This is a genomic window from Rhizobium sp. BK176, assembly GCF_024808055.1.
The window spans coordinates 1257852-1278901 of record NZ_JANUBV010000001.1; the positions used below are offsets into that span (position 1 = coordinate 1257852).

The 21050-nt window shown below is 59.0% G+C and carries 24 protein-coding genes and 1 tRNA gene; 18 read left to right on the forward strand and 7 right to left on the reverse strand.

Annotated features, from left to right (window positions below):
* Nucleotides 1-523: 523 nt before the first annotated feature.
* The gene (locus tag FHT76_RS06975; protein ID WP_259185049.1) at nt 524-1804 is read left to right on the forward strand and encodes a hypothetical protein; all 1281 of its coding nucleotides are present in this window, start codon (nt 524-526) and stop codon (nt 1802-1804) included.
* Between the two features lie 27 nt (nt 1805-1831).
* Here the strand turns inward: FHT76_RS06975 and FHT76_RS06980 are convergent, their stop codons facing one another.
* Nucleotides 1832-2332 carry a hypothetical protein gene (locus FHT76_RS06980; protein ID WP_259185050.1) on the reverse strand — a complete coding sequence of 167 codons (501 nt, stop codon included), beginning with the start codon at nt 2330-2332 and terminating at the stop codon, nt 1832-1834.
* Between the two features lie 216 nt (nt 2333-2548).
* On the opposite strand from FHT76_RS06980, the gene FHT76_RS06985 reads away from it, so the two are divergent.
* The 5 genes from FHT76_RS06985 (at nt 2549) to FHT76_RS07005 (ending at nt 6893) form a co-directional block, all read left to right on the forward strand.
* A complete protein-coding gene (locus FHT76_RS06985; protein WP_259185051.1) occupies nt 2549-3196 on the forward strand; it encodes a hypothetical protein in 648 nt (215 codons plus the stop codon).
* An 85-nt stretch (nt 3197-3281) separates the two neighbouring features.
* Nucleotides 3282-3836, forward strand: a complete 555-nt coding sequence (locus FHT76_RS06990; RefSeq protein WP_259185052.1) for a hypothetical protein — start codon at nt 3282-3284, stop codon at nt 3834-3836.
* 729 nt (nt 3837-4565) lie between these two features.
* Nucleotides 4566-5585 (forward strand): HNH endonuclease, encoded by a 1020-nt coding sequence (locus FHT76_RS06995; RefSeq protein ID WP_259185053.1) that lies wholly within the window; start codon nt 4566-4568, stop codon nt 5583-5585.
* 99 nt (nt 5586-5684) lie between these two features.
* On the forward strand, nt 5685-5879 hold the full coding sequence (locus tag FHT76_RS07000; protein WP_259185054.1) for a hypothetical protein: 195 nt from the start codon (nt 5685-5687) through the stop codon (nt 5877-5879).
* A gap of 120 nt (nt 5880-5999) precedes the next feature.
* Nucleotides 6000-6893, forward strand: coding sequence for a hypothetical protein (locus tag FHT76_RS07005; protein ID WP_259185055.1), 894 nt, complete (start codon nt 6000-6002; stop codon nt 6891-6893).
* A gap of 40 nt (nt 6894-6933) precedes the next feature.
* On the opposite strand, the gene FHT76_RS07010 is transcribed toward FHT76_RS07005, so the two are convergent.
* A complete protein-coding gene (locus FHT76_RS07010; RefSeq protein ID WP_259185056.1) occupies nt 6934-7140 on the reverse strand; it encodes a hypothetical protein in 207 nt (68 codons plus the stop codon).
* Between the two features lie 255 nt (nt 7141-7395).
* Entirely contained in the window at nt 7396-7761 is a 366-nt protein-coding gene (locus FHT76_RS07015; RefSeq protein ID WP_259185058.1) for a hypothetical protein, read from the reverse strand.
* 119 nt (nt 7762-7880) lie between these two features.
* On the opposite strand from FHT76_RS07015, the gene FHT76_RS07020 reads away from it, so the two are divergent.
* The 4 genes from FHT76_RS07020 (at nt 7881) to dinB (ending at nt 10250) form a co-directional block, all read left to right on the forward strand.
* Complete coding sequence (locus tag FHT76_RS07020; protein ID WP_259185060.1) at nt 7881-8702, forward strand: hypothetical protein; 822 nt, start codon at nt 7881-7883, stop codon at nt 8700-8702.
* Between the two features lie 89 nt (nt 8703-8791).
* Nucleotides 8792-9007, forward strand: a complete 216-nt coding sequence (locus FHT76_RS07025) for a hypothetical protein (RefSeq protein ID WP_259185062.1) — start codon at nt 8792-8794, stop codon at nt 9005-9007.
* A 68-nt stretch (nt 9008-9075) separates the two neighbouring features.
* A tRNA-Arg gene (locus tag FHT76_RS07030) sits at nt 9076-9149 on the forward strand.
* A gap of 33 nt (nt 9150-9182) precedes the next feature.
* Nucleotides 9183-10250: a DNA polymerase IV gene (dinB, locus tag FHT76_RS07035; protein WP_259185064.1), complete on the forward strand. Its 1068-nt coding sequence runs from the start codon at nt 9183-9185 to the stop codon at nt 10248-10250.
* 146 nt (nt 10251-10396) lie between these two features.
* On the opposite strand, the gene FHT76_RS07040 is transcribed toward dinB, so the two are convergent.
* On the reverse strand, nt 10397-10567 hold the full coding sequence (locus FHT76_RS07040) for a YdcH family protein (RefSeq protein WP_259185067.1): 171 nt from the start codon (nt 10565-10567) through the stop codon (nt 10397-10399).
* A gap of 224 nt (nt 10568-10791) precedes the next feature.
* On the opposite strand from FHT76_RS07040, the gene FHT76_RS07045 reads away from it, so the two are divergent.
* Both FHT76_RS07045 and FHT76_RS07050 read left to right on the forward strand, forming a co-directional pair.
* The gene (locus FHT76_RS07045; RefSeq protein ID WP_259185068.1) at nt 10792-11463 is read left to right on the forward strand and encodes a type IV toxin-antitoxin system AbiEi family antitoxin domain-containing protein; all 672 of its coding nucleotides are present in this window, start codon (nt 10792-10794) and stop codon (nt 11461-11463) included.
* Between the two features lie 136 nt (nt 11464-11599).
* Nucleotides 11600-12466 (forward strand): nucleotidyl transferase AbiEii/AbiGii toxin family protein, encoded by an 867-nt coding sequence (locus tag FHT76_RS07050; RefSeq protein WP_259185069.1) that lies wholly within the window; start codon nt 11600-11602, stop codon nt 12464-12466.
* 6 nt (nt 12467-12472) lie between these two features.
* On the opposite strand, the gene FHT76_RS07055 is transcribed toward FHT76_RS07050, so the two are convergent.
* Nucleotides 12473-13546: a hypothetical protein gene (locus FHT76_RS07055; RefSeq protein WP_259185070.1), complete on the reverse strand. Its 1074-nt coding sequence runs from the start codon at nt 13544-13546 to the stop codon at nt 12473-12475.
* 726 nt (nt 13547-14272) lie between these two features.
* On the opposite strand from FHT76_RS07055, the gene FHT76_RS07060 reads away from it, so the two are divergent.
* The 3 genes from FHT76_RS07060 to FHT76_RS07070 all read left to right on the forward strand — a co-directional run bounded on the left by FHT76_RS07060 (nt 14273) and on the right by FHT76_RS07070 (nt 17698).
* Nucleotides 14273-15325 (forward strand): hypothetical protein, encoded by a 1053-nt coding sequence (locus FHT76_RS07060; protein ID WP_259185071.1) that lies wholly within the window; start codon nt 14273-14275, stop codon nt 15323-15325.
* A gap of 232 nt (nt 15326-15557) precedes the next feature.
* Nucleotides 15558-16943, forward strand: coding sequence for a hypothetical protein (locus tag FHT76_RS07065; protein ID WP_259185072.1), 1386 nt, complete (start codon nt 15558-15560; stop codon nt 16941-16943).
* An 80-nt stretch (nt 16944-17023) separates the two neighbouring features.
* The gene (locus FHT76_RS07070; RefSeq protein WP_259185073.1) at nt 17024-17698 is read left to right on the forward strand and encodes a hypothetical protein; all 675 of its coding nucleotides are present in this window, start codon (nt 17024-17026) and stop codon (nt 17696-17698) included.
* On the opposite strand, the gene FHT76_RS07075 is transcribed toward FHT76_RS07070, so the two are convergent.
* On the reverse strand, nt 17699-18460 hold the full coding sequence (locus FHT76_RS07075; RefSeq protein WP_259185074.1) for a hypothetical protein: 762 nt from the start codon (nt 18458-18460) through the stop codon (nt 17699-17701).
* 116 nt (nt 18461-18576) lie between these two features.
* On the opposite strand from FHT76_RS07075, the gene FHT76_RS07080 reads away from it, so the two are divergent.
* Genes FHT76_RS07080 through FHT76_RS07090 form a run of 3 tightly spaced genes read left to right on the forward strand, consistent with a single transcriptional unit; the run spans nt 18577 to nt 20676 of the window.
* The gene (locus tag FHT76_RS07080; protein WP_259185076.1) at nt 18577-19134 is read left to right on the forward strand and encodes a hypothetical protein; all 558 of its coding nucleotides are present in this window, start codon (nt 18577-18579) and stop codon (nt 19132-19134) included.
* Entirely contained in the window at nt 19131-19412 is a 282-nt protein-coding gene (locus FHT76_RS07085) for a hypothetical protein (protein ID WP_259185077.1), read from the forward strand. The genes FHT76_RS07080 and FHT76_RS07085 overlap by 4 nt, the downstream gene beginning before the upstream one ends.
* Nucleotides 19402-20676 carry a M15 family metallopeptidase gene (locus FHT76_RS07090; protein ID WP_259185078.1) on the forward strand — a complete coding sequence of 425 codons (1275 nt, stop codon included), beginning with the start codon at nt 19402-19404 and terminating at the stop codon, nt 20674-20676. The genes FHT76_RS07085 and FHT76_RS07090 overlap by 11 nt, the downstream gene beginning before the upstream one ends.
* Before the next feature lie 91 nt (nt 20677-20767).
* Here FHT76_RS07090 and FHT76_RS07095 read toward each other — a convergent pair whose 3' ends face one another.
* Nucleotides 20768-20974, reverse strand: coding sequence for a hypothetical protein (locus FHT76_RS07095; protein ID WP_259185079.1), 207 nt, complete (start codon nt 20972-20974; stop codon nt 20768-20770).
* Nucleotides 20975-21050 lie beyond the last annotated feature (76 nt).

The window sequence follows — 21050 nt, forward strand, 5'->3', positions numbered from 1 at the left end:
CGACTCCGGTTGGAAGATTCGGCGGTGAGCTTCGCGCTAGTAGTAGAGCGCCCTTAGGCCGTTGCGGGATTTATCCACGGAAGCAGGGGCGAGCGCCACGCAGGGTACTTGCCAGGATTTCTCCTTCTGAAATTCCCAGTCGTTTCACGTAACCGCTCAGCGTACGAGTTTCGGTTGTTGTACCTGTCGCGTGGCATGATCGGAGACGGTCCACGAGTTCTCGAACTTCCGTTGCCAAATACCTCGGTCCCCAAGTGCCGCCGGTGGCTCTCGTCGCTGGGTGATCAGATTGGCGCGATCATCGATTGCCTTGATGACGGCCTTAATCCCTGCGATGCGATTGGCTACGCAAAAGGCAGCCAATGGGTCCTTCATTATGTTTCCGATCGGAAATCTCGCGATAGCCGAGGCCTAGCGATTTCACGAAATATGAAGTGCGGTTTGAGGGTTGCGGCCGACGCCATCCCCACGGAAAATATGATGGTGCGAACTGGCGGTACCAACCTGTTTCTGGGTGAAATCTATGGCGTCCAAACCCACGGCAGAGCTGCGCAAGCCAAACGATGCGAGGGAGTTCGAATCCCTATGTGCGCTCCTCTACTCCTCAATACTTCAGGATGCCGTTGGTCTCGTGGGGCGGGATGGCCAGACGCAAAACGGTGTCGACCTCTGGGGCTATTGGAAAGGGAATATCGATCGTATCGTCGGCGTCCAGTGCAAGAAGAGGATGTCGAACGTACTTACCAAAGCCGACGTGAAGCACGAGTACGATGAGGCCAAAAAATTCTCCCCGACGTTGTCTGACTATTTCATCGTCACGACCGCCGACGACGACGCAACTCTGCAGGAGTACGCAAGACAGCTAAGCGACGATTACCACAGGGAGGGCGGTAAATTTTCATGCAAGATCGTCGGTTGGGGAGAGCTTCAACGGCTCATACATCGGTATCCCGATGTCCTCTCGCAATTTGACCCAGGGTTCAGCGCAACCCTTCGAGATTTCAGCAAGGCGATCACAGAACAAAACCTCCGAATGGAGAGCGTCCGTCGAAATGTCAGTCAGAATTTTGGGCCTACGCAAATTGGGCAACATAGTACACCGTTCCAGAGGGGTCAGACTGTCTTCTACCAGTACTTCGAGAATGGTGACCCAGATCGACTACCAGTCGTTTTCGACTTGAGCAAGTACGCCTATTTTCGCATTGTTCCTGCATTCGGCACTGACGACGTTTCCTTGGGAGAAATCCTAGATTCTGTTGGAAATGGCTACCACAGGTTCTCACCGTCCGGTGAAGCATGGCCACCGAAAATCATTGGCGACGCGGTCCTCTTTGCCTCACCGTACCGCGTAGACAGGAACGGTTCTCGCAGAACGTTGCGAGATGGGACCATTATTTCCCGAGACGGGAGCTGCTACTTTTTTGAGGACATTGGCCGCGGATGCGATCTCCTCAGGCTTGGCGAAACCTTGAAATTCCTTTGTGCGCACATACAGATGCTGCTGAATTGCACTTATGACATCTCCGCTGGAATCGTTTGTCCAGAGGGAGAGCCAATTCGGTTTGTTATGGACCGATACCATTTGGCGACAACGACGGCCAAAAACCATCCGATAACCAGTCGTACTTTCCGCTCGATTTACAACGGACTCAACGCACAAATAATGACAGACCTCTTGGAATCGTCGGGTATCGTTGGATGTGATCTGAAAGGAATATACGACCAGCTTTACCAGCGAACGCGGCATACAAGGGAGCTTATCAGGCCAGAAAACTATACCGAGCTCCACGAAGCCGAGTTCTAGGAAACCCTGTCGATTAACCTCCCGACGTCAGGTCGGCCATCCCGCTTTCACTTTACGTTCGATCTGGTCGAGATTGATGACTATAGCGACGTCCGCTGGCCCCTTGTCATTCTTGGGGTTGAGGCTGACGACCGAGCAGCCGTTCGCGAGGAACTCGCCAAGAAGGCTTTTTCGGACGATGTCATGAGACCAGCCAAAATCTGGTTCGGTCTTATAGCAAACGAAAAATGCTTCGTCGTCCCAAAAACCGTGAACCCCAGTTTGCGTCAAACGGCGAGCCTCGTCAGCGGCAGCGGAGTCAGCTTCGTCTAGCGACAGGAATCGTCCTTCAACTGGCCTCAGGCCCAAATCAGTCGCAAGCCTTGCAAACACCGCAAGACGTATAACCTCGGACAAATCCCACTCGCGCTTTACCCCTCGCGCTCCCGTGTTCTTGAGCAAAAATTTCCCGCGAGAAATCCATTGCTCGATCCGGTGACTACTCAGATCGAGAATATCAGCGACGTCATCAAGTGAAATAGGTTCCAAGAAATATCCTCCGACATGTTGTCTGAGGATAGTAAACGCGGACTTCTGACACCGTGTCAAAATGTCAGGATTTCGCCGGTGAGTTGTTGTTGCGATGTGGTTGCCGTTGTTCATCTGCTACCGACAGCGAAACTCTAGACGGCACCTGTCTTTGGACGTGATTGCCGCCGGCTGCTGTCACCTTCACACTGCCTCCCATCAGCTGTGTATTTTCCCATGATCACAACAATCATCGAGCCTAAACGCGACCCGTTTATTCAGCCGTTTTACGCCATACCTTCAATCAGGTCATCGGACCCCACCACGCTGGTTCTGCTTCCGGTGTTGGTACTCAGTGGCGCGCTGCTCATCCATCTGCTTCGCCGATACGGATTCGGCGACAAGGTTTGGACCGCCCTGATCGTCGCTTCAGCGTTCCTCGTCGGGCTTTCCACATTCACGCCTGTGGCTGAATACCTGTGGGGAGGACACATCTTCCGTCAAGCCTGGGAATGGCTGCCCACGCGCATCCTGCAGGCGGCCTTGTGGACGATACCGTTGACCGCCTGCATCCTTCTTGGCCTTAAAGGACGGCGTCGTCTCGCAACCGCTGCCGCAAGTGGTCTAGCGACCTATTATCTCGTCTATCCTGTCGTCTACACGTATTTCCAGGGATATGGCTTTCTCGTTCCAGGGCACCTAGAGGCGGCGTCGATCGCGACAGCTGTGCTGATCTTTGCCGAGTTCGCACGGCGGGACGGCATACGTCGGGCCTCTCCTGTGGTGGAGACCGTTATCATCGTTGCCATACTGAGCAGCGCTATCGCATGGTTCATCGCGAGCGAAACGTTGATGCGGCTCCTCTATCGACCGATTGCGTTTTGATGTCGGTCGGGTGACAACGACCGGCCGCTTGTTGGGGACTTCACTTCGTCCCACTATCAAACCATAAGGATGCCGAGACCTTGAAGTGACCAGCGTAAGAGCAAATGCCGTCCCATCTCGCAAGGTAATAGCGGCAGCCGCAGTCGCCGCAGTGGCCTGGCTCCTTTGCCCCCCGCTTGAGAACTTCAAGAACGCCTACGCTGTGCATCGAGACAGCCTTGGAAACGGATACCAGGCGGTGTGTCCACGCGATGGGTCTAATTTCTACCAGATGCTCTTTACGAGTGAGGAAATCTACACTGCCCTAGATTGGGTTCACCTGATCTGGGTCGGCCCAAATCGCAACCAAAAGACAGTGGCCTTTTTCGTTCGGCCCCAACGTGCAGAAAACGGTGATATCGCGGCGTTTCTTAATTCCGAGCAGGTCGAAACTCACAGAGGCATCGCCTTACAAGTCAGCGGTGGTAGGTATGATGCGACCGTCAAGATGGTTTTCAATGGACGCCAATTCCTTCTCGACGGGTTTGGAATAGTTTACGGTGATTCACCCGACAACTTCTCGGCCAGGCAAGTTCGACAAATTCTGGCTGAGATAGCTGACGTAATGCACCATTGCATGCCAACGATCTTTCCTGCCTGACACGCCCCTGTGCACGGAAGTGCCACCAAAACCCATAGTCGATCCGGGATATGGCGGCCGTAAGAACACTCACAGCGGCTTGTTGAGTTTCTTGGCTATCGAAGACATGGGCTGCGCATTCACTTATTCGCGTGCCCAAATCGAAAGCCACCGCGAACAATTCTCGGCGGTTCAAAGGTCGTGGCTGGGTGATGCCATTACCCGCCGATAGAAGGCTCCAAACCTTCCGAGCCGTCTGGTTCGATACGCACGGGCGACGCTGTCTTTGCGTCCTTGATCGAGGAAGTCTCCAACACGATCCCGTTCCCCCATTCAAAGGGACGCCGTCCTAGAGGCCTGTCAGCGAAGTCCTCCCAGAGGACATACAGATGTCCGTTCGACGGGATAATTCCGCACGTAACACCACGCATTTTTTGAAAAATGTTCCCTTTGTTCATTCCGGCTGCGTATGAAGTTGATCGATATTTCATCAACGAAAACAGTGGCTGTGATTCGGCCTCGAACTGAGGCTTCACACCTATTTTTCCACCCGGAATATAACTTCAATTAACTCGGAACAACATCACATCCAAGCGGAATTACGCGCCAGCTGAGAATTGGCCGTCAGTCTGCGGTGCCGCTCGAAGTCAGGCTTTAACGCGTGGTCGCGACGTCTCGGCGAGCCACAAAGCGAAAATTGTTGACCCTGATACTGGCATCGCATAAACAGACCCCAAAGGAGCCTTGGGGTTGCGCCACACGAACGACAATGATCCGGGTCACAGGTACTGCTTCCTTTGCATGGAGGAAATCCCCGATGACCAGCGTTCTGAAGAACATGTCATCCCACGTTGGATGCAGCGCGATTTCGATCTTATGCACCAGAAACTGACACTGGTGAACGGATCGGGGATTTCCTACAAACGGCTGAAGCTTCCTTGTTGCCGGGAATGCAACAACGTCCATCTTGGCCGTATGGAAGAGAGTTTCCAGCACTTCGTCTACAAGGACTGGAAGCCGATTTCCAATGTCCCGGACCTTCTGGTGATGCAGTGGTGCGCAAAGGTACTGTTCTCGATCCTCTACAAAGAACATTCTCTGCCGCTGCGCATCGAAGACCCCAGCGGCCCTCGCATTTGGGGTAACGAAGTGATCGACATCTACGCCGATCTATCTCTGTTTCTCCAATCCTTGCGCTTTCCCACCGATTTCAATTGTCGTGCCACTTCTTTGCCTGCGTCGATCTACAAGTTCGACATCGTGTGGTCGCGCGCCATCCCGATGGAAGAACACTACGACCTCATCGGCATTGCCGATGGACGGGGCATTGCCGTTCGCATCAAATCCCGTGGCTACATCGTGATCTTCGATGGCGGCCTGCAGCAGGCATATCCAGACAGCCGACTCCAAGCCGTCGAAGGCCAGGCTCTTGACCCGCTTCAGTTCAGGGAGGTCGTCGCCTACCTCTTCGACAGAGCCGCCCGGTGTCGAGCCCATCATGGCTACCTGTCCCTCTTCGGCAAAAAGGAAGCTTCGATCAACCAGCGCGGCCCATACATCGGCGACGCGAAGATCGAGATCACCGCCGAGTCCCTCATTTTCGAGGACGAAGATTTTCCGGCCTTTGCCAAGCTCGCCGGAAAACTGCTCGTGTTCGACATAGACGACCAAATGCTCCAGAACGAATCCTATCCCAGCTATCTCTTCAGTCCCGACGGACGCCTCAAGAAGACGAAGGTGAGCGACGACGGCATGTTCGTTCCCGCCTGATCCCGCTCACAATAGGTTTCGGTCGGCCGACGGCGCGCGTCATTGACCGTCACGACTGTGTGGTCCTAGAATTGACCCATCGGGTATGGGGATGGGTCAATGAGCGATGAGGCCGGGCAAAATCTGAAAGAGGAACTCGCGGCTCGCTTGGGGCGGGCTCGCCATCGGGGTCTGGTCGACTGCAAAGGCAGCGTGGATGTGAACAATCACACCACCCCGCACGATCTACTTTTCGTGCTGAACAATCTGCTGCGGCTGCGCGAACTCGGCCTCCAGCCCAGCTTTTCCGTATGACCTGTCGTCCAGGGTAACCCGAACTAGTAATGGTTTCTTACAAGTTCGGTCAGGCTCTTGCTGTTGCCGCTTTCGACGTCCCGACCGATGATGTTCTCATTGCATTTTGAGGACCCCCGAATGACCGCAGGATACAGCCCCGAAGAACTCGCATGGCTAGAGGCCAACCGCGACACCGTGCGCGCCATGATGTCGGCTTCGCCAAAGCGGATGGCGCTCGTCCGCGAGGAAGTCGCCGATCCGATCACCAAAGCCGCGAGGGGCTTGATCTCGACGATGAAGTCGAACCTCTGCCAGATCGACGCTAAGGTCGTGGACGTTACCCAGACGATCGAAGACTATCGCGGCTACATCGCCCGGGCCGAGCGGGAATCCAAGGAACCGACATCGAGCTTCGTGGATTTCGTCTCGGAGCGCGGCCCCAAGCAACTGGCGACGCTCGCCGCGCACAAGCAAGCGCTGATCGGCAAGATCGCGGCTTTGGAAAGCGACCAGGAATCCTGCTTTCTCCCGATCGGGACAGTTGTCTCGTTCGTCGGCGTGCCCGCGTATGAGGATGGCCTCGCCCTCGGTGACGACCGTCAGTCATACCCGGTGAAAGGCAGCGTTGGCGTCGTCACGAGGATACGGCAGAAGGGCGAGTATGCGCTCGGTGTCAGCATGCGCAAGCCTTTCCGCGATGGCTGGAACTATGCGTACGATCCCGATTACGACCGGATGCCAACTTACAAGGTCGACCGCGACATGCTCGATGTCATGTCATACGGACTGCTGCCGAATGGACAAGAGTACCGCGGCTTCGGCTTCCAAGCGACACATGAACGGCTCGACGGCGACGACGAGAAGGTCGAGATGGTTCTCGAGGCCGACGGTCACTTCTGGCGGTTTCACGACTTCGGCGGAGAGCAATCGATCGAGGCTCTCCAGGCTTTCGACGATCTCTCCGCGATGTCATGGCTCGGCGAACCCTTGTTTGTCGCGAGGCCAACCCCGCCGACAACCCCCAAGCCATGACCTCCGAGGCACCACCGTCACTACCGCTCGGTATCCACGCCTAGCAGACGAGGCGTTGCAACAGTCGTTCGGCGTCGACCTCGATGTCCCTGATCGTCACCTCCCGGACTATACCAAGGGCAACAGGGTTAGCGCCGAAGGGTTTCACGGCGACCAGCGTTTCGCGGGACGGATTTTCTGCTAGCGCCGCTCGCAGTCGCTCCACGAAGCCGTCGATTGCCAGCGTCGCCCCGAGCTCCTTCAACATGCTCGATTTAATGAGTTCTCTGGAAAGCGGACTGCGGCCGGTCAAAACCCGCGCCGTTCCCTGGGCAGGTCAGACTAACGCGATCCCGACGTTCGCCAGCTCTCCACGCGCTGTGTCCGCGCAGAATTGGACCATGGCGTAATAACCACCGTAGATTTCGCTCATGTCGAAGCCTCGCGTGTTGCTTCCATAAAGGTCATCCGACTGTTGCGTCGCGTCAACCGCGCCTTGGCGTATGCTCGCATCGACCCGGTTTCAGCGAGGTCCGCTTCGGACGAACGGCGCTGGGTTCGCCTCTGTCTCGAGTATCTGCGCCAGCCGTTCTGAAGGTCTTTCACGCTCTATGGGCAAATTCACGGCCACGGCGAGTTTGAACTTTTCCGGAAAGGCCGCTTCGACCGACTGCCAATGCATTTCGACCAGCTGATCGTGCGCACTTTGGGCGCTCCAACCGAAAATCCTGGCCTCATCTGGATCACCGTCGGCGAACTCCAGGAGCATCAGCTCCTCGCCGTTTGCATGATCCACCAGGAAGCGCGTCAGGTCCCGCCAACGGTATGCCTCGTAGTCCACCGTGTACTGGCGACCCGATTTGTCGGCGATCTCGAAACGTTGTGTCACTGCCGTTCTCCCAATGCTGATCTCCCACGGTAACGTCCGTCAAGGCACCCCACAACGGTCGGCTATTGCGCCATGCCTCCCGCCACGCGACGCTAGGCTCAATAAACAGGGTCGCCGACGTGCAGATCATCGAATCCCACTGCCACGGCAAAGGCGACCAGGACGCCAACGAAGACGTCCTCGTGGTGACGGAATCCTTCGTGCTTGTGGTCGACGGGGCGACCGACAAGACGGGCCACGTCGTCGAAGGGATGAAGGGCGGCCGCTTCGTGGCGATGGTTGTCGCCGACCTTCATCGGTCCGGCGATCTGCCTGCCGATATCGACATGAATGGCTGGATCGAAGCCATCACCCGCAAAGTGGATGCCGAGCTCGAGCGAGTGTCTTGGCCCGCCGAAATCCCGAGGCCGGCCGCCAGCGCTCTCGCCTACTCAGTGAAACGGCGCGAGATGTTCCGGGTTGGAGACTGCCACTATCGGATCGGCGAAACAGACTATATGGGCGGCATGGCGATCGACGACCACCATGGCGACATCCGCTCCGCCAAGCTCAAGGCGTGCCTTGCTGATGGGGCGGAGATCGCCGATTTGCTGGAGAACGATCCAGGCCGAAAGCTCATCCTTGAAAGCCTCGCAAACCAGTACCGATACGCGAACGCCGCCGAGGGGAATTTCGCGTATCCTGTCGTGAATGGCGACCCCGTTCCCGCAAGCTTGATAGAGAAGTCTGTTTCCGTTCCAGCTGGCAGTTTCGTGGTGATGACGAGCGACGGCTTCGATTTCCCCTGCGCGACGCTGTCTGACACTCTGTCGGCGCAGAGACGATCGTACGACGTCGACCCGCTGCGGATTGGCCTGGACGGCTCCAAGGCCTCGACCAAGGGTCTCCTCGCCGGCATGACCCAGCACGACGACCAGACATATGTGAGCTTCCGGACGTAACAGGCTAATCGCTGGTCTTGCCATCGCATGGCCGCGATATCATCCTCGTCGTGTGAATGTCTCTCGCTGTCGTTCGAAGGGAAATCGCAATGTCCTGTCGCCCACCGCTACCCAACTATGATGGCCTCTCTCGCGGTTACAAGAAGAGACTTGGCTACGGCGACGCTATGGACGATCGACCAATGTTTTCGTCGGACAGGTTTTACCGCGAGGGATACGAGCAAGGAAAGCTCGACGCCAAGGCGGTGACTGGCACGGGGATGACAATACAACCCGTCGATCCTTTTGTCGCCAGGACCATTTGAGGTTCATAATTCACTCCCAACGCTTGCTGGCCCCGATCGACTATGTTAAGACTTCAAAACGAATTGATGGGCATGTAGCTCAGTGGAAGAGCACCAGGTTCCGGTCCTGGGTGCGGGAGTTCGATCCTCTCTATGCCTACCATCAACCTCTTCAGCGGAACCAACGGCAGTATCGTTGCGTAAGATCATTCACATCGATATGGACGCTTTTTTCGCGAGCGTGGAGCAGCGCGATAATCCAGGACTCCGCGGACGCCCTGTCGCGGTCGGCGGCTCCGGCGGACGCTCCGTCGTGGCGGCCGCGAGTTACGAGGCTCGTCGTTTCGGCGTCAGGTCGGCGATGCCGTCGATCACCGCGAGGAGGCTTTGTCCCGAGCTTGTATTCGTTCCCCCTCGTTTCGAGGTCTACCGCGCCGTATCTGCACAGATCAGGGAAATCTTTCTCGGGTACACGCCGCTCGTCGAATTCCTGTCGCTGGACGAGGCATACCTCGATGTCACAGACAACCTCAAGGGCATCGCGCTAGCCCGTGACGTAGCCACCCTGGTCAGGGAGGACATCTTCGCGGCGACCGGGCTGACGGCGTCAGCTGGCATCTCGTTCTGCAAATTTTTGGCGAAGATGGCATCTGACATGCGAAAGCCGAACGGCATGTACGTGATCCCGCCCGAACGCGGCAAGGATTTCGTGTCGTCTCTCGCCATCTCCAAGTTCCACGGCATCGGTCCCGCCACGGCGGATCGAATGAAAGCCCTTGGGATCACCACGGGAGCCGATCTCGAGCGTGTCGGAGCTCCGTTCCTTGAACAGCATTTCGGCAAGGCAGGCATCCATTTCCACAAGCTTTCCCTTGGTATCGACGAGCGCCCTGTCAACCCCGAGCGGATCAGGAAGTCGTCCGGTGCCGAGGACACCTTTCCGCACGACATCATCGACGCCGACGTGGCCAAACGCGAGGCTACCGTTCTTGCCGAAAAGGTATGGGATCGCTGCGAAAAGCACGGGTCGCGGGGGCGTACCGTCGTCCTCAAGATCAAATTCGAGGATTTCGAAGAAATAACCCGGTCGAAAACCGTTCCGGTTTTCCATTTGGACAAAGCCGGCTTCGTGACGACGACGCTATCTCTGATGGAGCACATACTTCCGCTCGAGAAGGGTATCAGGCTCATCGGCGTGACGATGTCGGGCCTGGACGAAGAGGCGACTGCGGCGGACAGCCCGCAACTGGACCTGTTTGTCTAGCAGCGGACACCGTGTCGTCATCGGTCGGGACGGCGGTTTGCTGAAGTTGTTATTTTTACAATCCAGTCTGCTTTGTGGCTTGTAAAAATAACACGCCACCCGAAAAGAAGAAGGGTGGCGTTAGAGCGTTCGGTGACGAGGTGGGATCAGTGGCCGCCGCGAAGTCCTTCGATCTGATCCTTCAAGTGCAACTTCCGACGCTTGATCGTGGAGATCGTCGCGTCGTCGGTGGAGGGCGAGGCGTTCGCCTCGGAAAGCTGGTGTTCGAGGTTCGCGTGTTTCTTCGCGAGGGCTTCGATGTGGGACTGGACCGTCAAGACTCACTCCTTTTTTCACCACCCCATATCGGGGTCTAGCATTTATGAAGATGCCACGAACGTCGCGCGAAGTCGAACAATATCTGAAGAGGGTGTATTCAAAGACACCATATGTTATTTTCGATTGCCGGATGCCGATCTGGCTTGTAAAAATAACATCAACGACCCTTGTCGTCGCCACCGCGCGGTTTTTCCACGGTGTGGTTGGTCAAACGGAGTGTAGCATGTCCCAGTCCGAACTCGCCCTTTCCATCCTCGAGGAAGCGCGCGGAGCCGTGTCGCTATCCGTCTTCAAGGACGCCGGCATTTACCCGCAAACGCTAAGTCGTCTGGTCGAGGCGGGCCGGATCGAACGCCCCGCGGCCGGTCACTACGCCCTCGCCGGGCGGATCGACATCCTCGACGTCGACTGGGTCGCCTTCGCCCTGCAGGTTCCGGACGGTGTCATCGGCCTTCTGACAGCTGCCGTCCATCACGACATGACCCAGGAACACCCGCCCCGCCTCCAGGGTTTCGTGCAGCGCACGCGCGCAGGCTCGCTTACCCTCGGCGGCGATTCAGGAGCGGCGGTAGATGTCGTGACCTCGAGAAACCCTCTGTATCTGACCGAAGGCGTTGTCACCGTCGAAAAGTCCGGCACGCCTGTCCAGGTGACGTCGAAAGAACGCACGTTGGTCGACCTCTTTCTTTTCAGCCCGTTCAACAGCCGCAGCACGCTGCGAACCGCCCGCATTCCAGAAGAAACCTTCCTCGAATCCCTGTCGCGCTGCGTGGACGACCCTGAATTTTCGTTCGACGACTTCCACGTTCTGGCCGAGACCTTTGGGTGCGAAGACCAGATCAGTCCCTTCACGAAAACCTACCGCTACGCCGCTCCGAGGACGCCTGGGTTCTGATCCGGCGGTTTGTGCCTTTCAATCACGGGCCGGACACTGAAGGGGTCAACATGAAACACCCCGCGGAACAATGAGAAACGTCGGAGCAAGCGTCCTTACCCACCTCAAGAACCTGGCAAGGGAAACGAAACAGGACATGCAGTCCTACCTTCGTCTCTACGCGCAGCAGCGGTTGCTCTATAGGATTTCCGTGTCGGATGTCGCGCCCTCGTTCGTGCTCAAGGGCGGCGTCATGCTCGCCGCCTACAACGACGGCTTCCTTTTCCGGGCGTCCGAGGACATCGACTTCAACGCCTATATGCAAACCCTCTCCGTCGAGGACGCCGCAGTCGCTGTCCTGCACGCGGTCCGGACAGCCGTCACGACACCCGTCCCGGACGACGGTGTCGTGTTCGACATCTCTTCGATGATGAGCAGGAAGGAACATACCGGTCGCATTCCCGGCAGCAAGGTGACCATAACGGCGCGTATCCATTCGGCGCGCGTGCAGCTGAGCGTCGACATAGGATTTGGCAACGTCATCACGCCCGATGCCGTACCCATGGAAATCCCGACACTCCTCCCGGGCCTCGTCCCATGCCCGGTGATCGCCGGCTATCCGCTCGAGACGATCATCGCGGAAAAACTCCATGCGGTGCGTCAGTACGGTATGGACAACACTCGCCACAAGGACCTCTTCGACCTCTGGCGCATCCAGGACAACTACAAACTGAACGGCTCGACCGTTTCCAGCGCGGTCGTCACGACGTTCGACCACCAGGGAAGCTCGATCGAGGTCGACCTCCCCGGTCTTTCGGACTTATACATGCAACGAAACGCAGGAGCGTGGGCTGCTTTCCTGCGCAAGAACGCCCTCAAGGCGGATGCCGATCTGCGCGACATCGGCGCAAGCCTGCGGTATTTCTCTGAACCGATCATGGACGGAGCGCTCGGCCGACTGAAGCTCGGTACGTGGGAACCGGGTCAGGGATGGCAAACCTTTTCGCCATCCCTGACTTTCTGACCGACCTTAGTGGGTGAGCGTGGACAGTTCCTTGCGCTGGTCCATGCGAATGCCGGCCGCCGCCTCGGCGGTGATCTGGTGCCAACGCTCCGGTCGAGCGCCGCCGGTCGCCGCTTCCGCTTTCTTCGCCACGAACTTGTGCTTGGCCTTCGCATGCATACGGTCGCGAAGGAATTTCTGCGAGAAACGGAGCGTGTAAATCACGTCGACCTTCTTGCTTCCTTCCATCTCGTCCCTCGACACGATGTCGTCACAGACGTTCACGTCCTTCAGCTGGGTGACCGAGCGCTGTACATGCGCAAGCGCGTCACGCCACCGCGACCATTCTGTGCCGTGGTTCTTGGCGATGTCCGAGGCCTTGATCTCCATGACTTCCGGCATGTCCGCGGTGCCGGCGAACATCAGCGAGACGTTCTTGAACAGCCAGCGGGTCATCTGCCCCTTGATCTGCATCATCCATTCGTAGTCGACCTGTTCGAAAGCGAGCGACTTGATCGCCTGGGCCAGAAACGGATTGAGCTGAACCTGCGCCTTAGAGGTCGGATCGTCGACGTCCCTCATGTAAAGAGCCGGGAACACCGAGGCCGAAACGATCGCCTTCTGCTTCCGCTCGCCCTTCTTCGTCACCTTGGTGATCTCGATGACGCTGCGGTGGAGGACCTGGAGGGCTTCCTTGATCTCCGCCTTGTTGAAGGTGTGGCGGTGCTTCTTGAGTTCGAGGTAGATCGCGTGAACCGTGAAATTGGTGATCACCTCGTCCTGCTGGCCAAGCTGAAGGCTTTCGGAAGCCAGCTTGCGGATGACGTCTTCGACCAGCTGCTCGCGCTCTCCAGGCAGCTTGTCCTTTTCGACGCCCGTGATCGGATCGCGGATACGCGCGGGGGTGATCGAGAGGGCGTACTGCTCGCCGTCGAAGGTAAACTCTCTATAGACGCCGTCCAGGAACGCCGTTTCCTTCTTGCGCTCGGTGCGCGGGAGATAACGGGGCGCGAGGTCGAAGAGCGCGGTGTAGTTGGATTGGCGGTTGTCCGGGGTTTCGAACAGGGAAAGCTGAAGTACGTGGTTTTCCTTGGCAGCCATGTCTCTTCCGATTCTTCCTTGTTTTCACCGGCTGGAGACTGGGCCTCCCGTCCTGAAAAGACAAGGGCTTCCGGCCAAGCGCGACTTATTCCTCCCCAGGCGCGAGTCAGACCTCCCCTAGTATTAAGCGGTCCTTTCGCGGCGTCATCAAGGGCGCGAGCTATACCTCCCTACACCAATATGACCCCGCACGGAGTCGTGTTGCCCATTATCCACAACCTTGATTCGCATTTCGGGTGCCTGCCGCGACTTGGACCTCCCCTCGAACCCGATTTTCTGTGGGGGGCGCGACTTATACCTCCCCCTTAATCCCCGGATTCCGATTTCCGGGCGCGAGTCAGACCTTCCCTCCCGGAAAGAGTCGCCTGATCATTTTCACGGGGTGCGGTCTAAACCTCACTGGCCGCGACCAATACCTCCCCAAGTGCGGCTTATCCCACCCGATGCAGGCCAAATAAGAATCGGCTAACCATTTATGTGACGTAACGAATTGGAGATTTTTCCATGGACAGCTAGTCCAGAAAACGAAGCGCCCGCCACGTTGGAAGCGTAGCGGGCGATTGATGCCCGTGATGGGGCGGATCGAAGTAAGCACTCGATACTTACCCCATCCCGAATCCGAATTGCAAGGGTCCCGGTGATTCCGGGAGCGATTTTTCGCGCCCTGACGACCCCTCGGCCACTTTTCTGACAACGCGCGTCACTCGACGGCGCGAAGGGATTTCTATGTCGATAGCTCTGCCTCGCGAAACAAAACAATATGTTGACCCCTCGTCGACCACGAAATCGCTGCGTCAGCTCTGCGACGCGGTGGATGCCGGCGCGATCGACGTTTCCGCCCTCGTGGCCTTCGCCAAGATCGCCGGCACCGGCGAGACGCCGAGGTTCAAGGTCACGTCTCCTCTCCCGGTCACGATGCTCGACGCCATCAAGGGAAAGACCAAGGAGGAGCAGAACAAGGCCGTTTATGTCGGCTTTGGTGACGGCCTCTGGACCTGGGAAGACGTCGAGAACTACGAGAACAACAAGGCCGCCCTTGGAGAGAAGGCGGCAAAGCCGAGGCAGACGAAGGCCACGTACCGGACACGCAAGGCGATGCCGCAGGTCCGTCGGCCGAACGTCGACAACATGTTCACCCCCAAGGTCAGCATGGAAGCCCTCACGCGCCCTGGCCTCAGCGACGGAGCCAAGCAGTGCCTCATTCTGCTGGTTGGCCTGGCAGACAAGGACGACACGCTCACCACCTATACGACCTCGCTCGCCACGATGATGGACCGCACGCCGCGGACGATCCGCAACTACTATGTGGCGCTCGAGGAAGCGGGCCTGATCTTCCGCCGTCCTGCGACGCACTACAACACGGTCCACATCACGCTGCATCCCGACTGCCGCCCGCCGAAATACGAGGAGCCCCGTGACGTCCGCGCGTTCAAGCTCGCCCGTAAATCCAGCAATCCCGCGCTTCATCTGATGGCCATGTCGGTCGTCATCGCGTCCGTGGACGCTCATTCCGACGCATTCACAACCTCGGATAGGCGGAAAGAAGTTTCCATGTTTAACCTTGAATCTAATTCTCTTAAGAAGAAGCTGGGCGACAATCCGGTGTTGGGCGCTGTTGCGACCGCGACGCCGAAGAGGCATTACAGCGGATTGAGCGCTCCGACCACCCATTCCACCCTGCTTCTCGATCCGAAACGGCCTGTGAACGCCGAAAGGCCGGGAAGGCGCATGCCGCAGTGGGCGAAACCGACGGGATTCAACCAGATCGGCGCGATGTGACTTTGGTTGACGAGGCCACTTGCACCTTGGGAAAATCGGTGCGAGCCTTGGTGTCGTAAGTGCTGGAGATTAGACGTTTCCGGAACTCACCGAAGGCCAAGGCCCGTTCAGGCGAAAGCAGGTTCGGGCCTTCTTCCTTCTCTCGATTCATATAAGGGGAGGTTTAAGTCGCGCCCCTTTGTCCCTCGCCTCGATCGCGGATAGCGTCGAATGAATATCAGGGACTGGACCAATGCCGTACATCTACGAAATTCCCTACTCGAAGCTCGAAGACGTGATGAAGCGCCGCAAACGGGTGGCGAAGAAGAACGCCGCGAGTGGCCTGCCCATCCCTGTCGTCGAGGTGCTTTCCCGCTCCGAGCGGGTGATCGAGGTCCGAGACGCGCTCGCGAGGATGCGTGGGGCCGAGACGAATTCGCGTGAGGTCCGGGTCGCGACCGCCGTCATCGAGGTCAGTGGATTTACGGCCGAGGTCGGGAGCTGGAAGGTTTCCGGATACCGCTGTGGTGGAACGAGGATCACGAAGGACGGAAGAGAAGGGTGGGCCGTGAGTTCGCCTGAAGTTCCGCCCTCGATAGCCGCCCGGAGCGAACTCCAGTGCGACCACTGTCGAGCGATCCGCAGCCGCACCTCCTCCTATATCGTCGAACCGGTGAAGGATACCGGCAACCCCGAGGAACTTGCCACCGGACCCCTCGAGGTCGGTGCCACCTGCATGCAGCCGTTCCTCGGCATCGCATCGAGCGTGCTGGGAAGTCTCGCCGACAACGCCCTGCTGCTCGAAGAGATAACGCGCCTCGCGGGAAGCGACTTCCTCGAGAGCAGCGACGACATTCTTGACGAGATCGACACCGTCATGGCCGTCGCCGTGAACGTGATCGCAAGGGAAGGAGGGTTTCTCGCCGCGAAGGAAGCCCACGACGGCGAGACCGCGACGTGGAAAACGGTGTACGAGGAAGTGCGGCGCTACAGGTCCGGCGATCTCGACGAGTCCACGGTGGCCGTCACCCTCGCCGACTTCATGCAGGCAGGCGTCGTCGCGGAATGGCTGCGAAAGACCGTTGCGGAAAGCGGCGCGAACATCACCCCGTTTCTCGCCAAATGCGCGGAGGTTCTCGAGACCGGCATTTCCAGTCCTCAGGACGTCGCGGTCCTCACGGCGCTGGTCGGCTCCCACGCCCGTCATCTGGAGCAGCAGGAACGTCTCGTCAGGGAACAGGACGTCGCGCGGGGATCGAGGCATGTCGGCGTCGCCGGCACGCGCGGCAATTTCGTCTGCGACGTGCAATCCATCCGCCCCTATCAAGGCCGCTTCGGACCTGCGGCCGTGATCACCCTGACCGACACCGGCGGCAATCTGCTTGTCTGGTTCGCCTCCGGCCGGGACCATGGCGGCCTCAAGGTCGGACACACCTACGAAATCGCCGGAACAGTGCAGAAACACGACTACGCCGAACAGGGCGGATACCGCGGGGCGGCTCAGACCCTACTCAACCGTATCAAGGTGATTCAGGACTTCGGCGAAACGGTCAAGGCGGATGCGGACGAGGAGAAGAAAGCCGAGGAAAGCCGCGAGTTCGACGAGCTTATCGGATTTCTCGCGCCGTCGCGGATATAGGTTGTCGATTCCACCGTTGTCAAATGCATCGGCTTGGCGAAACCTAATGGTCAAGGAAAGACAAAGGAAGGGTTACTTGCATGAACGACATTGCTAAGACCATGGCAGAGCGTATCCGCAACGCGGCCGGCGGTGCGACCGTCATGGCTCCGACGGGCAACGCGGCTCGCCGTCTGGCGGAAGTAACCGCGCCCCAGGCTCCGGCCGACGGTCTGGGAAGCATCGACGCTCGCCAGGAGTACATTCTCAACGCCGCGCAGCAGTTCGAGCGCCACTACGGCGTCCAGCTCGACACCGTCATGGGCCTCTTCGTTCCCAAGAACGATATGCTCTACGCCGCCGCCGAGGAAAACGTCCCGCTCGACGAATTCATCAAAACGGTCGGCACCCAGATGTCGTTCGATCCGATCGTCGGCAAGGAACCCGACTATGCGAAGTACGTCGCCGGTGAGAACCGCGTGAAGCTCGCCCTTGCCGAGTTCGCCTACTCCGACGAGGACTGGACGTTGTCCGACGGCTATGCGGTAGCCGAGAACGATGACGCCGCGGTCGTGATCGCGCCCTTCTACGACGAGACCATCCATTCCTGGCAGTTCTCCGCCTACACCGCGCCGTGCGACAAGGATACGTTTGTCTCCATGTCCCGCGCCCAGAAGGCGTCCGTTCCGTCGGAAGATCGCGAATACGGCGACATCGACGACTGCGTACGGTCGATGTTCCAGGTCAAGGCCGCTCCCGCCGCGATGCGCATGTGATCAGCGGACGGTAACGCCCGCTTCCGACAGGACCTGTTCCACGTCCCGTCCATCCCTGACCGAAAGGTCCATGGTTGGCGGGACGTCTTCGTTTCTGGATGTGACTTCGAAGGCCTGGTCGGCTGCGATCTTGTCGAGCGCGGCCCCCGACCCGGAAACCCGGTATTCCATGCGACCTGCCCGCTCGTCGAAGCGCTGTCCGACGATGGTCACCCGCCAGTCGTCTTGGCTTTCGGATGTCGCATTGGCGACCGCCGCCATGTCGCGGTCTGCGTCGGCGTATATTTCGTCGAGCGTCTTCAGAGCGTCGAGGCGTGGCGAGCCTTCGTCGACGGCGCTTTCCCAAGTCGCATAGTTCCCTTTTGCCCAGGCGGCGACCGCCACCTGCCCCGGCTCCTCCAGCACGACCACGGCGATGGCGGACGCGCCGTACTTCCCGGCGAGCCTGGAGAGCGCGGAGACGCTCATGTTGTCGATCTGCTCGGGAGAGACGATGCGCATGTCCTCGCTGTCGCCGTTGACCGCGACCGTCCTCGTGCCGTCAGGCGTGGCCTTCGGCACGATCCACTGCCTGTTCCATGCCTCCGCCCTGTTCCAGACCGATACCGTTCCGTCCGGCTTGCGCGTCGCGGGCAGGATCATGATCCAGTCCTGCTTCGGCAGCGAGTATCCACGCATGTCTTCCGGCCATGAACCTTGCGGCGACGCCAGCGCGGCAGTTGCGGCGAAAAGGGTCAGGACAGCGACGGCTGGCAGTTTCATCGGCGGTTTCCGGGACTTGCGCGACTTGGCGGACGATTACTACAATCAATGAGACTGGAGATTTTCGGCCGCGTCAACGTTCTTGGAAACGAAGACTCCGGCACAGGGGCCAAATCATGCAACGACGTCACTTCCTCTTCGGCACAGCGGCTCTCGCGGCTGGCCTCGCGACCGCCCGAGAAGCCACGGCGGAACCCGGTATCTCGGCGGCACCCGATCTCTACGCCGCCGTGACCGGTCTCCGCGGAGTTTCGGAAGGTTCCGGACGGGGAACGATGCACATCCTCTACGCTCCGTGGTGTCCGCGCTCGCCCGAGCTTTACCGGGACACACGCGCTTTCCTCGGCCGGCTTAGGGTGAACTGGATTCCGTTCGCCGGCGGCCAGCCCGAGGGGAGGACCGGCACGGAATTCCTGCTGCGCTCCGGACAGCCTTCCGACATCCCGAATTCGTTCACGACATTGCGGCCGCTCATGCCTATCGCATCGACGCCGCTTTCGGACGCGCAGGACGCCGCCCTGCAAGCCACCGTGTTGCCGCGCTATTACAGGGACGCCGGCGGCTCGCTGTACACGCCGACGATTTTCTACAGCATGGCGGGCGACCGGATCAGGGTGGTCAAAGGCGCGCCGCAACCGCAGCACATCGAACAGATCGCTCTCCTCGCTTCATGAGTTTGGTCGACGACAGCCGTCCCGTCACTGGAGTGAGCGCCGTCAACGCCGACGGCGAAATCCTTGTGTTTTGCAAACTGGCACCGTGTGATCTTGATCATTTCCGGATTTCCGGCCGGGAGTTGGCGTTCTTCGCGGGCGAATCGGAGGAGCCTGTTTTCTCCGACGTCTACGGAGCCCTGACCGTCGAAGCCGCCTCTGTCAGAGGTGATGTCGTCGTGGTCTTTCCGTCGGTGCCGGATCGAAGCATGAGGGTTCCAGCACGGTATGGACTGTGATGTCGAAATCGCCAGGTTCACTGAAGTCCCGTACGTCATGGAGCGTCCGGCGGGTTCCGACGATTTCGCAGACGGCGTGACCGCCATGCTGTCCAGGGCCGGGATGCGTCTGGAGTTCGGAAGCGCCGCCTTGACGGCACGCGCCGGCGAGGCGCTCGTGGCGGGGTCCCTGCCCGCACAGATCGGCCTGATCGGACGCGATGGCCGGATGTCGAAGGCGGAGGGTGCCGAAACGCTGATTTCAGGTACGGCGAGGCCGCAGGCCGGGGCCGAACGCCCCGACATCGCAATGGCGATGGGCGGCTGGACGATGCTTGGACACGTTCTGGCGGGACCCGATCGCGCAAGCGCCTTGGCGTTCGGTTCCCTCATGGCGATGCGGGCGGGTGCGTCCAACGCCATGATCAATGAGCAGGTCGGTCGGACAAGCGACGCGACCGCCTCGCCTGCCTGGAACGCGGCTTCGCGGATGCCCGGCTACGTGGCCGCATGTCGGGATCGCCTCGAAAAATCGCCGAATTTCGCGTCAGCCTCCGCGTCCTCCCTGTCTGCGATGGCCGTGTCGATCTCGAGGGCGGCATTGGAGAAGGAGGCCGCTGCCGTCTTTCCCGGCGGAGAGCGGATGATGGCCGGCATCCGCGGCCGTATCCTCGGAGCGTATGGAAGCGCCATGAAGGTGAAAAGCGAGGCTTGGCGGCTGAGTTCCTACCTCGGCGACCGTTTGTCCGCGCCAGCGCCTTGGGCGCACGAGGCGGAAGACCAGCCCTTGGTCGACGCGAAGCCATTCGACGAACAGCATTTCGGTCCTTCGTATCTGCCTGCCTCTAAATTCAACGCTGAATCCCTACGGGTCGTGCAAGGCATCCACCCCGACCTCCTCAAGGTGGTGGCGAGGGCGAGCGAAATCAGCAAGCAGCCTTTCCAGGTGGTTCCCAAAACCGGCGGCGTTCGGTCGGCGGCCGTTCAGGACCAGCTCAAGCAAAAAGGCGCGTCGCGCGCCAAGCTCGGGCGTCACACCATCGGCTACGCGATCGATCTCGTGCCGGTGAACGGACGCGGGAATGTCGATTTCTCGAACGTCGCGGGTTTTGACGAGATCATGGTCGCCATGAAACAGGCGTCCGAAGAGCTGTCGATACCGATAGACTGGGGTGGCAACTGGAAGAAGCTCGTCGACAAGCCGCACTTCGAGCTCAACCGGAAGGTCTATCCGGGACCCGGCGAGACCGCGAAGCCCGAAGAAGTCCTGGTCGCCTTCCGCTAAACCGAAGCACTGCCAAAAACGAGGAAAGGCCCCCGCGAGGGAGGCCTTTTCGATGGCGTCTGGTCGTCTTGATGCGGAACCGATCGAAAGATCAGACGGCGAGGCCGAAATCGCTGGACTTGAGGGAACCCATGGCGCGGCCATCGGGGCATTTTGTGATCGTGCCTTTGTAGGCGGCGATAAGCTCGGCGTCGGTCGGATGGCCTGCGGGGGTACGTATGCGCTTGCGCCGGCGCATCATCGGCTTCTGATTCTGGAATTGGCCGCCAGCCGACTTCGTCGAGGTCTTGTTATTCATGAAAAAACTCCGGGACTGATAGGGGTCGCTCCGTTTTGGAAGCAGGGAAATCCAACACTAAAAGAAGACCTCACGC

Excerpts from the sequence above, each read along its gene's own strand:
- FHT76_RS06975 (WP_259185049.1), top strand. The coding sequence starts at position 524 with ATGGCGTCCAAACCCACGGCAGAGCTGCGCAAGCCAAACGATGCGAGG.
- FHT76_RS06985 (WP_259185051.1), top strand. The coding sequence starts at position 2,549 with ATGATCACAACAATCATCGAGCCTAAACGCGACCCGTTTATTCAGCCG.
- FHT76_RS07000 (WP_259185054.1), top strand. The coding sequence starts at position 5,685 with ATGAGCGATGAGGCCGGGCAAAATCTGAAAGAGGAACTCGCGGCTCGC.
- FHT76_RS07005 (WP_259185055.1), top strand. The coding sequence starts at position 6,000 with ATGACCGCAGGATACAGCCCCGAAGAACTCGCATGGCTAGAGGCCAAC.
- FHT76_RS07010 (WP_259185056.1), bottom strand. The coding sequence starts at position 7,140 with ATGTTGAAGGAGCTCGGGGCGACGCTGGCAATCGACGGCTTCGTGGAG.
- FHT76_RS07025 (WP_259185062.1), top strand. The coding sequence starts at position 8,792 with ATGTCCTGTCGCCCACCGCTACCCAACTATGATGGCCTCTCTCGCGGT.
- FHT76_RS07045 (WP_259185068.1), top strand. The coding sequence starts at position 10,792 with ATGTCCCAGTCCGAACTCGCCCTTTCCATCCTCGAGGAAGCGCGCGGA.
- FHT76_RS07050 (WP_259185069.1), top strand. The coding sequence starts at position 11,600 with ATGCAGTCCTACCTTCGTCTCTACGCGCAGCAGCGGTTGCTCTATAGG.
- FHT76_RS07055 (WP_259185070.1), bottom strand. The coding sequence starts at position 13,546 with ATGGCTGCCAAGGAAAACCACGTACTTCAGCTTTCCCTGTTCGAAACC.
- FHT76_RS07060 (WP_259185071.1), top strand. The coding sequence starts at position 14,273 with ATGTCGATAGCTCTGCCTCGCGAAACAAAACAATATGTTGACCCCTCG.
- FHT76_RS07065 (WP_259185072.1), top strand. The coding sequence starts at position 15,558 with ATGCCGTACATCTACGAAATTCCCTACTCGAAGCTCGAAGACGTGATG.
- FHT76_RS07070 (WP_259185073.1), top strand. The coding sequence starts at position 17,024 with ATGAACGACATTGCTAAGACCATGGCAGAGCGTATCCGCAACGCGGCC.
- FHT76_RS07075 (WP_259185074.1), bottom strand. The coding sequence starts at position 18,460 with ATGAAACTGCCAGCCGTCGCTGTCCTGACCCTTTTCGCCGCAACTGCC.
- FHT76_RS07080 (WP_259185076.1), top strand. The coding sequence starts at position 18,577 with ATGCAACGACGTCACTTCCTCTTCGGCACAGCGGCTCTCGCGGCTGGC.
- FHT76_RS07085 (WP_259185077.1), top strand. The coding sequence starts at position 19,131 with ATGAGTTTGGTCGACGACAGCCGTCCCGTCACTGGAGTGAGCGCCGTC.
- FHT76_RS07090 (WP_259185078.1), top strand. The coding sequence starts at position 19,402 with ATGGACTGTGATGTCGAAATCGCCAGGTTCACTGAAGTCCCGTACGTC.
- FHT76_RS07095 (WP_259185079.1), bottom strand. The coding sequence starts at position 20,974 with ATGAATAACAAGACCTCGACGAAGTCGGCTGGCGGCCAATTCCAGAAT.